General features: G+C 44.7%; 13 protein-coding genes. 11 read left to right on the top strand and 2 right to left on the bottom strand.

Going from position 1 to position 17253, the window contains the following annotated elements:
• From WMO25_RS05635 to glyA, 9 genes are all read left to right on the top strand, one after another.
• Positions 1–1322 (top strand): PD-(D/E)XK nuclease family protein (locus WMO25_RS05635; RefSeq protein ID WP_349084532.1); only part of this gene is annotated, 1322 nt, incomplete at its 5' end.
• Complete coding sequence (gene addA, locus WMO25_RS05630; RefSeq protein ID WP_349084530.1) at positions 1319–5005, top strand: helicase-exonuclease AddAB subunit AddA; 3687 nt, start codon at positions 1319–1321, stop codon at positions 5003–5005. The genes WMO25_RS05635 and addA, both read left to right, overlap by 4 nt.
• Before the next feature lie 118 nt (positions 5006–5123).
• Positions 5124–5348 (top strand): alpha/beta-type small acid-soluble spore protein, encoded by a 225-nt coding sequence (locus tag WMO25_RS05625; protein WP_242993792.1) that lies wholly within the window; start codon positions 5124–5126, stop codon positions 5346–5348.
• Positions 5349–5351: 3 nt separating this feature from the next.
• On the top strand, positions 5352–6104 hold the full coding sequence (locus WMO25_RS05620) for a class I SAM-dependent DNA methyltransferase (protein ID WP_349084529.1): 753 nt from the start codon (positions 5352–5354) through the stop codon (positions 6102–6104).
• Between the two features lie 20 nt (positions 6105–6124).
• Positions 6125–7009: an Hsp33 family molecular chaperone HslO gene (gene hslO, locus WMO25_RS05615; RefSeq protein WP_117527536.1), complete on the top strand. Its 885-nt coding sequence runs from the start codon at positions 6125–6127 to the stop codon at positions 7007–7009.
• 212 nt (positions 7010–7221) lie between these two features.
• Positions 7222–8163, top strand: coding sequence for a DUF5688 family protein (locus tag WMO25_RS05610; protein ID WP_349084528.1), 942 nt, complete (start codon positions 7222–7224; stop codon positions 8161–8163).
• A 145-nt stretch (positions 8164–8308) separates the two neighbouring features.
• Positions 8309–9574, top strand: a complete 1266-nt coding sequence (hisS, locus tag WMO25_RS05605; RefSeq protein WP_015515430.1) for a histidine--tRNA ligase — start codon at positions 8309–8311, stop codon at positions 9572–9574.
• A gap of 35 nt (positions 9575–9609) precedes the next feature.
• Positions 9610–11409, top strand: a complete 1800-nt coding sequence (gene aspS, locus WMO25_RS05600) for an aspartate--tRNA ligase (RefSeq protein WP_015515431.1) — start codon at positions 9610–9612, stop codon at positions 11407–11409.
• 87 nt (positions 11410–11496) lie between these two features.
• Positions 11497–12735 carry a serine hydroxymethyltransferase gene (glyA, locus tag WMO25_RS05595; protein ID WP_015515432.1) on the top strand — a complete coding sequence of 413 codons (1239 nt, stop codon included), beginning with the start codon at positions 11497–11499 and terminating at the stop codon, positions 12733–12735.
• An 85-nt stretch (positions 12736–12820) separates the two neighbouring features.
• Here the strand turns inward: glyA and WMO25_RS05590 are convergent, their stop codons facing one another.
• Positions 12821–13624, bottom strand: coding sequence for an HAD family hydrolase (locus tag WMO25_RS05590; RefSeq protein WP_349084527.1), 804 nt, complete (start codon positions 13622–13624; stop codon positions 12821–12823).
• A complete protein-coding gene (locus WMO25_RS05585; protein WP_349084525.1) occupies positions 13614–14249 on the bottom strand; it encodes a lactate utilization protein in 636 nt (211 codons plus the stop codon). The genes WMO25_RS05590 and WMO25_RS05585 overlap by 11 nt, the downstream gene beginning before the upstream one ends.
• 183 nt (positions 14250–14432) lie before the next feature.
• Here WMO25_RS05585 and WMO25_RS05580 point away from each other — a divergent pair, with 183 nt between their 5' ends.
• Both WMO25_RS05580 and WMO25_RS05575 read left to right on the top strand, forming a co-directional pair.
• Positions 14433–16523 (top strand): DNA topoisomerase, encoded by a 2091-nt coding sequence (locus WMO25_RS05580; RefSeq protein ID WP_349084524.1) that lies wholly within the window; start codon positions 14433–14435, stop codon positions 16521–16523.
• A 31-nt stretch (positions 16524–16554) separates the two neighbouring features.
• Positions 16555–17226, top strand: a complete 672-nt coding sequence (locus WMO25_RS05575; protein WP_015515435.1) for an acyltransferase — start codon at positions 16555–16557, stop codon at positions 17224–17226.
• The last annotated feature ends 27 nt before the right edge of the window (positions 17227–17253 follow it).

Raw genomic sequence — 17253 nt, 5'->3', positions numbered from 1 at the left:
ATGTCTATGACTGGTTTATGTCAAGGCCGGAGTATGCAGAGAAGACCAGACAGCTGGTGGAAGCAGCATTTTACAGGCATTGGGATGAGCAGTTGTCTCAGGCGGCTGTCAGGGCCGTTTACGGCGGGCAGCTGACGGGCGGTGTGACGATGCTGGAGAAATATGCAGCCTGTGCCTATGCCCATTTTCTTTCCTATGGACTCCATTTAAAAGAAAGGAAAATTTATCAGGTACAGGCACCGGATATTGGCATGATCTTTCATCAGGCAATCGAACGTTTTTCACTGAGAATCGGACGGAGCGGCTATCAGTGGCGGACAATTCCGGATGAGATCCGGGATCATCTGGTGGAAGAATGTGTCAGCAGCGTTGTACTGGAATATAATCATTCTGTGATGCAGGACAGTATGCGTGCCAATTATCTGACTGAGAAAATCATGCGCATGACCAAACGAACCATCTGGGCATTGCAGCAGCAATTGAAGAAGGGGGATTTTGAGCCGGTCGGATATGAAGTCCGTTTTACGACGGAACTTGAGAATCAGCAGATGCATTTGTCTTACGGGGATCGGGGCGTCATGTCTTTAAATGGCAAGATTGACCGAATGGATCTGTGTGAGGAAGATGACAAAGTTTATCTGAAGATTATAGATTACAAGTCCGGACGTACAAAGTTCGATCTGGCATCTGTCTTTCATGGTCTGCAGCTGCAGCTGATGGTCTATATGAATGCGGCACGTGAGGAACAGCAGCAGAAAAAGAAGCAATGCATCGTTATTCCGGCGGGAATTCTGTATTATCACATTGATGATCCTTTTGTGACATCAGACAATTTTCGGGATTTTGCGGGCAACCAGCCTGTCGGTTCAGATGAGCAGAATGAAGATTATTCGGATTCATCCGGTGCTGCAGAGGATGTGCTTTCAATTCTTGAACAGCTGGCGGTGGATGGTCTTGTGCTGGATGATGGCGATGCTGTTCGACATATGGATCATCACCCGGAGGAACCACCGAAAGTTCTTCCGGTCAAGATAAAAAAAGACGGGACATTGTCTGCATTATCCAGTGCAGCAGCACCGGAGAATTTTGAAGTGCTTTCATGGCATGTGAAGCGGACAACAAAGCGATTAGGGGAAAAGATTTTTTCAGGTGATATTTCCGTACATCCTTATCGGTACGGAACACAAAAGGCCTGTGATTACTGCAGCTTTAAGTCGGTATGTGGTTTTGATCCGGCCTTTGATGGATTTGACTGGAAGCGCCTGAAAAAAATGAATAAAGACGAGATCTGGGAAGCAATCAGAAAGGAGGCGGGAGAATGAGTATTCAGTGGAGTGAAAAACAGCAGGCGGTCATTGATGCAAGGGGCTGTTCTGTGCTTGTATCAGCGGCAGCCGGTTCAGGCAAAACCGCAGTCCTTGTGGAAAGATTGATCCGATTACTGACGGATGAAAAGCATCCGGTGGATATTGAGCGCTTGCTTGTGGTGACATTTACCAATGCGGCTGCAGCGGAAATGCGTGAACGTATTGGCAGAGGGTTGGATCAGAAATTGCTTGAAGAACCGGATCACACATCATGGATCCGGCAGAAGCTTTTATTGCCCTGTGCCCAGATCTCAACCATTCACAGTCTCTGCCTGAAAACAATCCGTGAACATTTTGAAGTACTGGATCTGGATCCGTCCTTCAGACTGGGAGATGAAGCTGAACTGAAGCTTTTGAAATCCGATGTGGCAGAGGATGTGATGGAGACTTATTATGCATCAGAAAACAGGGCCTTCAGAGCTTTTGTGGATCGCTATGCCAACGGCAAGACCGACCAGGGAATTGCAGAAATGATCATTGCGCTGTATGATTATTCAAGAGGATTTCCGTGGCCGGAATATTGGCTGAAGCATTGTCTGGCGGCTTATTCGACAGATGAAGAGCATAATGGAGCCGATCAGGTGAAAGAATTTGCCATGATGCAGCTGAATAATGTTCTGACCAAATATCTGCCGCTTTTTGAGGAAGCCCGGGCATTCTGTCTTGAGCCCAATGGTGTGGAAGCCTATCTTCCGGTGATCGAGGATGATAAAAAGTGGTTTCAGATGCTTGGTGAGTCGGAAGATTATGACGGCAGCAGAGAAATTTTGCACAAGATCGTCTGGAAACGTCTGCCGAGAACGGCGGCGTCCGTTGACCCGAAGATTAAAGAGAAAGTGAAGGAGATTCATGCGGATTTCAAATCAGAGATAGAAGGGCTTAGGGATGGCTATTTTGTACACACATTTGAAGAACTGAAGGCGGAGCTGACTTATATCCGCCCGTCGGTCAGGATGCTGATCGAATTGACAGAAGTTTTCGGACAGCAGTTTATGGCGGTAAAGAATGACCGGAATATGCTGGATTTTTCAGATCTGGAACATTATATGTTGCAGCTTCTGGCTGATTTTTCAGAAGATGAACAGGGGCAGATGCAGGTGAAACCAACATCTGCTGCAGATGAACTCAGTGAATTTTATGAAGAGGTTGTCTGCGATGAATATCAGGACAGCAATCAGGTACAGGAATTGATCCTCAGCCTTTTGTCCAGAGAACGCAAAGGTCAGTATAATCGTTTTATGGTGGGAGATGTGAAACAGAGCATTTATCGTTTTAGACTGGCAGATGCAGCTATTTTTATGGAAAAATATCACCATTATGCTCTTGGAGAAAGTCAGAAAACAAGGCAGCGTATTGATCTTTCACAGAATTTTCGAAGCAGGGAAAGTGTACTTTCTGGCGTGAATTATATTTTCCGTAAGATCATGAAGAAGAGTCTCGGCGGGATTGACTATGATGATCAGGCAGCTCTTTATCCGGGAATGGCATTTCCGGAGGCAAAAGGAAAAAATATTGCGGACAATACGGAACTTCTGTTTCTGAAGGGAGACGGTGAGACGACGGAGCCGGATGATGAGAGCCTGGATTCTGTGGAGCTTGAGGCGAAGCTGGCGGCAGTCAGGATCCGGGAATTGACAGATCCGGAGCATGGAATGGATATTTATGACGGTGCGCTTGGAGATTACAGGAAAGCTGGGTACAAAGATATTGTCATACTTCTTCGAACGGTGACAGGATGGGCTGAGAAGTTTGTGGATGTGCTGGCTTCAGAGAATATTCCTTCCACGGCTGAAATGTCCGCCGGATTTTTTGACACACTGGAGATACGGACAATGCTTCAGTTCCTGGCAATTGTCGATAATCCGGGGCAGGACATCCCGCTGGCAGCGGTTTTGTGTTCGCCGATCGCCGGTATTTCTTCGGAAGAGATGGCTCTGATCCGTTCCAAACATTCAGAAGGCAGTCTGTTTGGCGCATGTATGGCATGCAGTGAAGAGACACCGGGAGCAGCAAAGCTTAAAAAGTTTCTTGCGATGTTTCATGATATCCGGCGAGCTTCTGTTTATCTGGAACTGCATGAGCTGATCCGCTATATCTATGATCGGACAGGCTATTATGATTATGTTCAGGCTTTGCCGGGGGGCGAAAGGCGAAAGGCCAATCTTGATCTGCTGCGTGAGCGGGCAGTGGCTTATGCGGCCAGCAGTTATAGCAGTTTGTTTGACTTTATGCGATATATTGAACAGCTCAAAAAGAACCAGATTGATTTCGGTGAGGCGGTGATGCCTGAAAATGACAAAGGCCGTGTACGGATCATGAGTATCCATAAGAGTAAAGGGCTGGAATATCCCATTGTTATTCTGGCCGGACTGGGCAAAAAATTTAATTTTCAGGACAGCATCAGCAAGCTGGTTATGCATGCAAAGAGCGGCATCGGGCTGGATGCGGTCAATCTTAAGACCCGCAAAAAGATGACATCTGCCTATAAGAAATTTATTGCGGCCCGACTGAATCTGGAAACGCTGGCAGAGGAGCAGAGGATTTTATATGTGGCTATGACCAGAGCCAAGGAAAAATTGATTATGACTGGCATGGAGAGCCTGAAAAATACCGACAAAAAGCTTGAAATCTGGCAGAGAAACAGTGGAATTTTGGGTGAAGTTTTTCCTGACTGGATGCTGACATCCGCCAGGTCTTATCTGGACTGGATCATGCCGGCTGTAATGAACGGAGAAGCCGAGAACGTTGTGACGCTCAGAATGGTGGATATCCGTGCCCTTGCCGGCCGTGAAGTGGGGCGCGTTATAGATAAAAAATGGCAGAAAGAAGAACTGCTTCAGCGAAAGCATACTTTGTCCGATGTGTCGGAGACGGACGTTTCTAAACGACTTTTCGGGGAAGAAGGATGGCAGTATCCTCAGAAAGCATTATTATCAGTCAAAGGCAAATATTCTGTTTCAGAATTAAAAAAATATGCCATGGAAGCAATCATGGAAGCGGAACCGGCACCGGGGATGGCCCTGGCTGAAAAGCAATCAGAAACAGAAGAGGCGTTGCCTGATTTTATGAAGGATAAGGAAGTGGATGAAACACACGAAGTTTCGAATGTCGGGGCTTTCCGTGGTACAGCTTATCACAGGGCACTGGAACTGATCGATTTTGCGGGGCGTCCCGATGAAAGAGATGAAGCATGGCTGCGCAGTCAGCTAAATGCGATGACATCCGCAGGGCGTTTATCCGGAGAGCAGAGGCAAAGTATCAGGATTCGGGATATCGCTGATATGGTGTTTTCAAATCTGGGGTTTCGAATGGCAGAGGCGGACAGACGTCATGAATTATATCGTGAAGCGCAGTTTGTTATGGGTGTGCCGGTATCCGCACTGTATCCGGAAGTGGACAGTGAAGAAACTGTTTTGATACAGGGAATCATAGATGCTTATTTTGAAGAAAATGGGGAACTGATTCTGTTGGATTACAAGACCGACCATGTCTCAAAACAAGACGGTGCAGATATTTTGAAAAAACGTTACAAGCGGCAGCTGGATGATTATCAGCAGGCACTGGAGCAGATGCTTCAGAAAAAAGTCCGTCAGAAATTGATTTACTCATTTGCATTAAAGTGTTGGATTGAAATTTAGAGAATCAGCCATAAACAGCCGATTGCCGGATATATTGCGGTCTATGAGATAAAATGAATCGGGAATAATATCTGCGAAAGTGGGGAGACTCTTTGTTGAACAGGAGATGAACCGAATCGTGGAAAGAGATATTCTGAATAGAAAGATAACAAAGAAAAATGGTGAAAAGGTGCCAATTCGGACACTTAAACTGCAGGAACAATTAAAATACGAGATTGCCGATGAACTTGGACTTTTTGAAAAAATTGAGAAAAGCGGCTGGGGAGCATTGACTGCCAGTGAATCAGGAAGGATCGGAGGCATGATCAGAAAAAGAAATACACAAAATAAGAAAAAGGAATGAAGTATGGAAGCTTATACAGGATTTGCGCAGGTATATGATACATTCATGGATAATGTACCCTATGATGAATGGGGAGAATATCTTGTTTCCCTGCTGAAAAAATATGGTGTGGAGGACGGCCTGGTTCTGGATATGGGATGCGGAACCGGAGCCATGACCCGTTATCTTGATGCCCATGGCTATGATATGACAGGCATTGATGTTTCGGAGGAGATGCTGACCATTGCAAAGGAAAAATCATCACCGGATATTTTGTATCTTCTGCAGGATATGCGGGAATTCGAACTTTATGGTACGATGCGGGCAGCCGTCAGTATTTGTGACAGTATGAATTATATTCTTGAGGAGGATGACCTTTTACAGGTTTTTTCCCTGGTGAATAATTATCTGGATCCGGGCGGTATTTTTATATTTGACCTGAATACTGTTTACAAGTACCAGGAGATCCTTGGAGAGCAGACTATTGCGGAAGACCGCGAGGAATGCAGCTTTATATGGGATAATTTTTATGATGAAGAAGAAATGATCAATGAATATGACCTGACAGTTTTTGTTCAGGAAGAGGGCGATTTGTTCAGACGTTACTGCGAAACCCATTATCAGAGAGCTTATTCATCGGAGACAGTCAGAGCATTGATTGAAAAAGCAGGTATGGAGGTACTTGCAATTTATGATGCTTTTACGTATAATAAACCGAAGCCTGATAGTGAAAGGGTTTATTTTGTAGCAAGAGAGCACGGGAAGAAGACCGTTTAAAACGGATGGAGGAGTAGAAAATGTCAGATTATATTGTACATGCTTCGGGAGCCGGCAACCAGGTCAGAATTTTTGCGGCATCCACAAGAGATTTAGTAGAGAAGGCCAGAGAGATACATAACACGAGCCCGGTGGCGACAGCTGCTCTGGGACGTCTTCTGACTGCAGGTGCCATGATGGGCAGCATGATGAAGGGAGAGAAGGATCTTCTGACACTGCAGATTCAGTGCAGCGGGCCAATCGGAGGCCTGACGGTGACTGCAAAGTCCGATGGCACTGTCAAGGGATATGTGAATAACCCGGATGTTATGCTGCCTCCGAACAGCAAAGGCAAGCTGGATGTAGGCGGGGCCCTGGATCTCGGTGTTTTGAGTGTAATCAAGGATATGGGTATGAAAGAGCCATATGTTGGGCAGACGCAGCTTGTATCCGGAGAGATCGCGGAAGATCTCACCTATTATTATGCGACCAGCGAACAGATCAATTCAAGTGTGGCTCTGGGTGTTTTGATGGAGAAGAATAATACAGTGAAACAGGCAGGCGGTTTTATTCTTCAGCTGATGCCGTTTACAGAAGACGCAGTGATTGATAAACTGGAAGAGAACGTGAAGAAGCTCCCTTCTGTAACAACGATGCTCGAGGAAGGCGAGACACCGGAGGGCATGATCCGCCGTGTTCTGGATGGCTTTGATGTGGAATTTTACGAGGAGACACCAACGGGTTATGTTTGTGACTGTTCCAAGGAACGTGTTGAGAGAGCCATTATCAGTATCGGTAAGAAGGAAATCCAGGATATGATCGACGATCAGAAACCGATTGAAGTGAATTGTCATTTTTGCGGCAGACACTACGAATTTAGTGTGGATGATCTGAAGCATTTATTAAAGAAGGCTGTAAGAGCATAATATGTGGGCCGGTGCAGGAAACTGTGCCGGTTTTTTTATCATTAGAAGGGGTGCATGGCAGGAGAGTGTTGACGAATGGTTTTGACTGATGTCGGATGACTTATGGTGTTGTCGATGAATCATCATTGATGAAGGGAAATGTCGCCGCTATAATATAAATACAAACAAAAGTTCACGGCCGGAACAAAGTTAATGATATGGGGAGGAAGATCATGCATCAGTCAATTTTAACATACGGGGAGTTTGTGACATATATTCGGGAGAATGTAGAGGCCGTTTTGAACGAGGACAGAGAAGCGGAAGTTGTTTTAACGGAGGTTGAGAAGAATAATGGCGTGATGTCGGAGATTATGACGATCCGGCAGGAGAGAGAAAACTTTGCACCGGTTTTTTACATGAGAGATATTTATGAGCAGTATCTTCGGGGAATTTCACCGGATGACCTGGCAGAGCAGATGGTCAGCATCTGTCGGCAGCAGGAGGCAGACGGTTTGTCGGTGAATGGCGCTTGGTTTGAGCATTTTGAGAATGTCAGGGAGCATATTATCCTGAAGGCAGTGAATTATGAGAGAAACAGTCGTCAGCTCACAGACTGTCCTTTTATCAAGGCGTTAGATCTTGCAGTGACATTTCGGGTATTAGTCGAAGAAGAGCAGAGTCGAATCGGCACAGTTTTGGTCAGCAATGAGATGATGAAGTGGTGGCATGTGTCAGAGACGGATCTTTACAAGACAGCGGCAGCGAATATGCAGAGACTGTGGAAGGATGTATTGGAGCCGATACAGGATATGGTTCATGAGATGGCAGAGGGGCCGATGGCTGAAGCTTATGATGCATTTCTTGAGGAGAGGCCGGAGACAGGAACGATGCCACTTTATGTATTGACGAATGAGATCCGGCTGAACGGAGCTTCGGTTTTGTTTTATACAGATTGTCTGAAGCGCTTTGCGTCCGACATTGGGAGGGATTTCTTTGTGCTGCCCAGCAGTATTCATGAAGTTCTTTTGCTGCCGGTTATGGATGATATGAGTGCCTGGGATCTGAGACAGATCGTGGGGACGATGAATCATCAGGTGGTATCGGATGAAGAAGTGCTGTCAGACCATGTTTATCGATATTTACATAAGTGCAATAAGCTGATTATTGCCGCATAAGGCTTTTTATAGAATTTATTATTGTAACTTTCTAAAATCAGACCTTGCGGTTCGGGACAATATAGGCTAGAATGTATACAGGCGTTTTTTCAGAAATCGTGAGAAACGTTAGGATCGAATAATTAAAAGGAGTGTATACGATAGAATGAAGTTCATTAAAACACCTGTAAAGGGCATGTGCGATATGCTTCCTGCAGATATGCGTCTCAGAGAACATATTCTGCAGATGATCAAGACCAGCTATGCATCCTATGGTTTTATGCAGATTGAAACTCCAGTTATGGAACATATAGAGAACCTGACATCCAAGCAGGGCGGTGACAATGAGAAATTGATCTTCAAGGTGATGAAGAGAGGTGCTGATCTGACAAGAGCAATCGAGGCAGGTAAGCAGGAGTTTGCAGACAATGGTCTCCGATACGATCTGACAGTTCCGTTGGCGAGATATTATGCGAATAACAAAGAGAAGCTGCCGACACCGTTTAAGGCCCTTCAGATTGGTAATGTATGGCGTGCAGATAATCCTCAGAAGGGACGTTTTCGTCAGTTTACACAGTGTGACATAGATATTCTCGGTGATGATACGAATCTGGCAGAGATTGAGCTTATAGCTGCAACATCTGATATGCTGTCACAGATTTTCAGTGAAGTGGGCATTACAGATTTTACGATCCATATCAACGACAGACAGATTCTCCGTGCGGCTGCATTGCAGGCAGGTTTTGAAGAAGAGGCTATTGGTTCTGTGCTTATTTCACTGGATAAGTACGACAAGATTGGCCTTGAGGGCATTCGCAGGGAACTGATTGAGAATGGTTATGCAGAAGATGTTGTAACACGTTATCTTGCAATTTACGAATCCCTTCAGGGTGATGTGACATGCGGTGATTTCTGCAGTGATATTGCAGAGAACTACCTTGACAGAAAGGTTGTTGAGGGCGTAGATGATATTATTTCCTGTGCAAAGGCTATGATTAATGAGCATGTGAAGATTACATTTGATCCGACACTTGTGCGTGGTATGGGGTATTATACAGGCACAATTTTTGAGATCAGCATTGATGGATATAATTTCTCCATTGCAGGCGGCGGTCGTTATGACAAGATGATCGGCAAGTTCTGCGGACAGGATGTCAGTGCATGCGGCTTTTCCATCGGTTTTGAGCGTATTATCACGATCCTGAAAGACAAGTTGGAGACAGTGACACCTGTTTCGGAGAAGAATCTGGCAATTCTTATCGGCAAGAATGTGCCCCTTGACAGAAAGCTCGAGATCTTTAAGCGTGCAAAGGCACTTCGTGCAGAAGGAACAACTGTTACGATTCAGCCGATGCGCAAGAATATGAAGCAGCAGATTGAGAAGCTCGAAGCAGAAGGCTTCAAAGAATTTGAAAAAGTTTATAATGATTAATATTTATACAAAAGAGCAGAGAGAGGAGTCTTAATATGGCTGAATCAATGAGCGGTATGAAACGTACCCATCGTTGTGCAGAATTAAGTAAAGCTCAGGTTGGACAGACTGTCACAGTGATGGGCTGGGTACAAAAGAGCAGAAATAAAGGCGGCGTTGTATTTGTCGATTTAAGAGACAGATCAGGTATTTTGCAGATTATTTTTGAAGAGAATAAGTGTGGTACTGAGATTTTTGAAAAGGCAGGCAAGCTCAGAAGTGAGTTCGTTATCGCTGTTACAGGTCAGGTATGTGAACGTGCCGGTGCTGTGAATAAGAATCTTGCAACAGGCGAGATCGAGGTTATTGCAGAGCAGCTGAGAATTTTATCTGAATCCGAGACACCGCCATTTCATATTGAAGAGAACAGTAAGACAAAGGAAGAACTTCGTTTGAAATATCGCTATCTTGATCTGAGAAGACCGGATATCCAGAAGAATATTATGATGAGAAGCAGAGCTTGTGCTGTTATCAGGAATTTTCTGACAGAAGAGGGCTTTCTTGAGATTGAGACACCGATGCTGACAAAGAGTACACCGGAAGGTGCAAGAGATTATCTTGTTCCAAGCCGTGTCCATCCGGGATCTTTCTATGCACTGCCTCAGTCACCGCAGCTGTTCAAGCAGCTTCTGATGGTATCAGGCTATGATCGCTATTTCCAGCTGGCAAGATGTTTCCGCGATGAGGACCTTCGTGCTGACAGACAGCCTGAATTCACACAGGTGGATATGGAACTTTCATTTGTAGATGTTGATGATGTTATTGATGTAAATGAACGTCTTCTGGCACGTCTTTTCAAGGAGATCATTGGTGTGGATGTACCGCTGCCAATTCAGAGAATGACATGGCAGGAAGCAATGGATCGTTTTGGCTCAGATAAGCCTGATACACGTTTCGGTATGGAACTGAATGATGTCACAGATGTTGTTAGAGACTGCGAGTTCGCAGTATTTAAGAATGCAATCGCAGATGGTGGCTCTGTAAGAGGTATCAATGCAAAGGGACAGGGCACAATGCCTCGTAAGAAGATTGATGCACTGGTTGCTTTTGTGAAGGATTACGGCGCAAAGGGTCTGGCTTATATTGCCATCCAGCCGGATGGTTCGATCAAGTCTTCATTCGCCAAATTCATGAAGGATGAAGAAATGCAGGCATTAATTGCAGCTATGCAGGGTGAGCCTGGAGACCTTCTCCTGTTTGCGGCAGATAAGAACAAGATTGTATATGCGTCTTTAGGTGCACTGAGACTTGAACTGGCAGACAAGATGGGACTGCTTGATAAGAACCAGTACAACTTCCTCTGGGTAACAGAATTCCCATTATTAGAGTGGTCTGATGAAGAGAACAGATTCCAGGCAATGCATCATCCATTTACAATGCCTATGGAAGAAGATCTTCAGTATATTGATACAGATCCAGGCCGTGTACGTGCAAAGGCATATGATATTGTCCTTAACGGTACAGAAATTGGCGGCGGCAGTGTCCGTATTCACCAGGATGATATTCAGGAGAAGATGTTTGAAGCACTTGGTTTTACCAAGGAAAGAGCACACGAACAGTTTGGTTTCCTCTTGGATGCTTTCAAGTACGGTGTTCCGCCTCACGCAGGACTGGCCTATGGTCTTGACCGTCTGATTATGCTGATGGCCAAAGTAGACAGTATCAGAGATGTTATTGCATTCCCTAAGGTAAAAGATGCATCCTGTCTTTTGACCAATGCACCGGATACAGTTGATGAGAAGCAGCTTGAAGAACTTGGTATCCGTGTGAATGAAGCTGAACAGACAGAAGAATAATTGGTATTCAAGTTCAATTGAAATGTTATACATGAAAAGCAGAGTTCCCAAAGGTGCTCTGTAGACAACAAAGGAGGTCGTGCATAAATGTACACATTTGATGAAATTCAGGCTGTAGACAGTGAAATTGCAGAAGCTATCCAGTTAGAAAAAGGAAGACAGAACCAGAATATTGAGTTGATCGCATCAGAGAACTTTGTAAGTAAAGCTGTTATGGCTGCAATGGGCAGTCCACTGACGAACAAGTATGCAGAAGGTTATCCGGGCAAGAGATATTATGGCGGATGCCAGTATGTAGATATTGTTGAAAATCTTGCTATTGAGCGTGCCAAGAAGCTGTTTGGCGCTGCTTATGTCAATGTTCAGCCACATTCAGGTGCTCAGGCTAATATGGCAGTATTTCAGGCATTCCTGAAACCGGGTGATACTTTTATGGGTATGGCTCTGGATCAGGGCGGACATCTGTCACACGGAAGCTCAGCCAATTTCTCAGGCAAGTATTTCCATTGTGTACCTTATGGTGTTAATGAACAAGGTTTTATTGACTATGATGAAGTAGAAAGAATTGCTCTTGAATGTCAGCCGAAGTTGATTGTTGCTGGTGCCAGCGCATACTGCAGAACAATTGATTTCAAGAGATTTAGAGAAATCGCAGACAAGGTTAATGCTATTCTGATGGTTGATATTGCCCATATTGCCGGTCTTGTGGCAACAGGTCTGCATCCAAGCCCGATCCCTTATGCACATGTTGTTACAACAACAACCCATAAGACACTTCGCGGACCAAGAGGCGGTATGATTCTCTGCGGTACAGAAGAATATGCAAAGAAACTGAATTCGGCTATTTTCCCGGGTACTCAGGGCGGCCCTCTGATGCATGTGATCGCAGCAAAGGCTGTTGCATTGAAGGAAGCACTCAGCGATGACTTCAAGGATTATCAGAAACAGATTCTTGTGAATGCTCAGGCACTTGCTGCAGGCCTTATGAAGAGAGGTATTACGATTGTATCCGGTGGTACAGACAATCATTTGATGTTGGTAGATCTTCAGAATCTTGGGCTGACAGGCAAGCAGGCTGAGAAGATGCTTGATGAGGTGCATATCACATGCAATAAGAATACAATTCCGAATGACCCACAGTCTCCATTTGTTACAAGTGGCTTAAGACTTGGTACACCGGCTGCAACAACAAGAGGTTTTGATGCAGACGATATGGATCAGATTGCAGAAGCCATTACATTGACATTGAAAGACTTCGAAGGAAATAAAGAGAAAGCAACAGCTATTGTAAAATCACTGACAGATAAACATCCGCTTTATGAATAATATTTGATGTTGAAACTGTCAAAAAGGGGCTGATGCGGATAGATATATCTGCGTCAGCCCCTTATGCGCGGGAAAACCACGGATTTTAGATGAGTCCAAAATGTAAAAGTGCCTTGGCGATGCCATGATTGTCAACAGTATCTGTGATCATCTCAGAGAATGGTTCAAGAACCGGTGAATGTTCACCCATAGCGATGCCGTGTGCTGCAGCTTCGAACATCGGCAGATCGTTGCTGCTGTCACCGAAGGCCCATGTGTTGTCCATGGAGATATCCAGATGTTCGGCCAGTAGATGCATAGCAGAAGCTTTGGAGAATCCCTTGGGAATGCATTCATACATGCCCTTTCCACGGTCGATGACATCAATGAACGATTCGATTTCATGAATGAAAGCATCAGAATCGGCTTGATTATCAGAGACAAGGACGAATTTGTCATAGATGAAATTACGGTCTTCGATAAAGCAGGAGAGCCCAAGCCCTTTATCATTGAAGGATTTTCGTACCTGATTCATAATTCTCTGGCGATAAGCGCCGCGTTTGCAGTAGACATCTTCGGAGCCTTCAAGAAAGGCTTCAATGTGCCATTTGTCCATCAGATCAATAAGAAGCTGCCCTTCTTCTTCGGTAAAAGAATGAGCCAGCAGAATTTCATCATGATAGACAATGCGTGTGCCGCATCCGCAGAGATAGCCATCAAACCCAAGGGTTTTGAGAAAAGACGGCATAGTACGGATGGTTCGTCCGGTATTGATGAAAACCAGATGCCCATTTTTCTGAGCAGCAGCGATGGCTGAAAGTGCACTTTCCGGAATCTGATGGGTGGCATTGGATAATAATGTCCCATCAATATCGAAGAATAATAACTGATGCTGCATCTTAGTAGCCAAGCTCTTCACCTACAAGGAGAATTTTGATTCTGCCCGGAATATTGGAACGGCGGGTGATCACTGTGTGGGTACATATGCAGTCCGGACTCAGACAGTCTGCACATTGACCGGTGACAGCGCAAGGCGTCTTGCGGTTCAGGCGGACAGTATTCGGAGGTGCTGCTGACAGTTTGACACGTTTGTAGGCGGAATCAAGATCAGGACAGACTTTGTTCATGCCTGCGATAATGATGACATTTTTAGGGCCATGAATAAGAGAAGCAACACGATTGCCCGTGCCGTCAATATTGACCAGAAGGCCATCTGTTGTGATGGCATTGGTACTCATGAAGTAATAATCGCAGACTGCAACTTTGGAATAGACAGCATCTTTTTCTTCCTGGGTCTTGGCGATTGTACGGTCAAGAAAGATGCAGTCAGCTTCTTTGACGGCTGTATTGAAGCCAATTTCGTCAAGGGTTATAGAACCGCCGCAGGATACAGTGTTTCCTTTGGTCAGATAAGGTGTGATAGCCCTGAGTGCGGCCTGTCTGTCAGGAACATAATCAGCTTCAAAACCGCGTTTTTTAAGATTTGAGATCATTGTATCTGCAATTTTTTTATAATACTGTTGTTTTGGTGTCATTATAAACCTCCTTACGATAAATGATTTAATATGATTTTATTTGTCTGCAACAAAATGCAGATAAGTGTATTATAACACGAATAAAAAGGATTCGGAAAAATTTTTCATGACTTGACAAGTGTGATAAAATATGTGATAAACAAAAATGACAGATAATAATATAAAATTTACGGAGAATAGAGAGTGCAGAGTAAATCGTTATATATAGCAGAGAAGCCCAGTGTGGCCAAAGAATTTGCCAAAGTATTGAATGTCGACGGACGTGCATCGGATGGCTATCTTGAGTCAGCAGATGCAGTTGTGACATGGTGTGTCGGACATCTGGTGACGATGAGTTATCCGGAAGTTTATGATCCGAAGCTGAAGAAATGGTCTTTGGATACATTGCCGTTTCTGCCTGAAGAATTTAAATATGAATTAATTGATGATGTGAAAAAGCAGTTTCGTATTGTGGAGCGTTTGCTGAATCGAGAGGATGTCACTTGCATCTATGTCTGCACCGACTCAGGAAGAGAAGGAGAATATATTTATCGCCTGGTGGATCAGATGGCACATGTTGGGGACAAAGATAAACGGAGGGTGTGGATTGATTCTCAGACAGAAGAAGAAATCTTAAGAGGCATCCGGGAAGCTAAGCCGTTGTCTGAATATGATCATCTGGCAGATGCGGCTTATTTGAGAGCCAAAGAAGATTATCTGATGGGAATTAATTTTTCACGACTGCTGACCCTGAAATACGGGCAGTCGATGTCTAATTATCTTGGTACGAAGTATACCGTTATTTCTGTGGGGCGCGTAATGACATGTGTGCTTGGCATGGTGGTGCGGCGAGAACGTGAAATTCGGTATTTTGTCAAGACACCGTTTTATCGGGTACTTGCTGCTACGGATATCCTGGGACGGGAAGTGGAGGCTGAATGGCGTGTGACAGAAGAATCGGTGGCATGGCAGAAACCGGTTTTATATAAAGAGAATGGATTTAAGACGAAAGAGGATGCACAGAAGCTGATAACATATATTGAGCGTGTGCAACCGATGGAAGCGGAAGTCACAGCCATTGAGAGAAAAACAGAGAAGAAGAATCCGCCGCTTTTATATAATTTGGCGGAACTTCAGAATGATTGCTCGCGTATGTTTAAAATCAGTCCGGATGAAACACTGAAAATAGTCCAGGAGTTATATGAGAAGAAACTGGTGACTTATCCGAGAACCGATGCCAGAGTCCTTTCGACGGCTGTAGCGAAGGAAATCGACAGAAATATCAGCGGCTTGAAACAGGTACCGGCTTTTGCTGCTTTTGCAGATAAAGTACTGGCTATGGGGAGCTATAAGAAAATTGCATCTACGCGATATACCAATGACAAACAGATTACAGATCATTATGCAATTATTCCGACCGGTCAGGGGCTGGGGGCTCTGAGAAGTCTTCATCCACAATCAGAAAGCGTTTATGAAGCTATCTGCAGACGTTTCCTGAGTATTTTTTATCCGCCGGCACAGTACAGAAAGTTATCCATGACATTGAAGGTGCGGACAGAGAGTTTTTATGCCAGTTTCAAGGTTTTGACGGATGAAGGCTATCTGAAAGTTGCCGGTATTCCGAAGAAAGCTCAGAATACACAGGGACAAAAGGACGATGAAACAGAAGATGTAGGGTGTGATACGGCCTTTCTAGATATGCTGAAGGACTTGAAAAAGGGTTCCCATCTGCCGGTGAAACGGTTGATGATCAAAGAAGGCGAGACGTCGCCTCCGAAGCGTTACAATTCCGGTTCACTGATTCTGGCAATGGAAAATGCAGGACAGCTGATCGAAGATGAGGAACTGCGAGCTCAGATCAAAGGTTCCGGAATCGGAACAAGTGCGACAAGGGCAGAGATTCTCAAAAAGCTTGTTACAATCCGTTACCTGGCGCTGAATAAAAAGACACAGATTGTGACACCGACACAGCTGGGAGAGATGGTCTATGAAGTTGTAGATAACTCCATTCGATCACTGCTGAATCCAGAATTAACAGCCAGTTGGGAAAAAGGACTAACGTATGTGGCGGAAGGCAGTATTACATCGGATGTTTATATGGAGAAACTGGAACGATTTATATCTGATCGTACAGGCAGGGTTATGGGTTTACATAACCAGTATCAGTTGCGGGGCAACTATGACCGGTGTGCAGCTTTTTACAAGAAAGAACAGCGCTCGTCAGCAAAAGGAAAGACGATCAAAAAAGTTTCATCCAATGCGAAGAAGCAGACAGGTAAGGTTTCAACAGAGTAACTTTTATATAGAATAAATGGAGGTATTCAAAATGTATGAAGGACTAAAAATTGCAAACATGTACACATTGTCGGAAACAATTGCAGCAGAGTTATTGTCATCCGTCACCTACCCATGGGAAGCACTTCCGAAGATTGGTGATTTTATCAAGAAACTTGGACCAACATTGCCTGAAGAAGACTATGAATACAGAGGTGAAGATGTGTGGGTTGCAAAGGATGCGACTGTATTCCCATCTGCGTATATTCATGGACCAGCGATCATCGGCAAGGGTGCAGAAGTCAGACACTGTGCATTTATCCGTGGTAATGCGATTGTGGGTGAAGGTGCAGTTGTCGGTAATTCAACTGAGCTTAAAAATGTCATACTTTTCAACAAAGTTCAGGTACCGCATTATAATTATGTGGGAGATTCCATTCTTGGATTTAAGGCACATATGGGAGCCGGTTCTATTACTTCCAATGTTAAGTCAGATAAGAAGCTGGTGGTTGTTCATACCGGTGAAGGCAATATTGAGACTGGTCTCAAGAAATTCGGTGCAATGCTGGGAGACTGTGTAGAGGTAGGATGCAACAGTGTTCTGAATCCGGGTACAGTGCTTGGACCGAATGTGAATGTTTATCCGACATCCTCTGTTCGCGGTTATGTACCAGCAGCCCATATTTTTAAAACGCAGGATCAGATTGTAAAGAAAGAGGCATAGTATGCGCAGAAAGATCACAGAGGCCCA

This window comes from Coprococcus intestinihominis, assembly GCF_040096555.1.
GTDB lineage: Bacteria > Bacillota > Clostridia > Lachnospirales > Lachnospiraceae > Coprococcus_A > Coprococcus_A intestinihominis.
The sequence above is the reverse complement of the archived record's forward strand: the minus strand, read 5'-3'. Positions and strand labels throughout refer to the sequence as shown.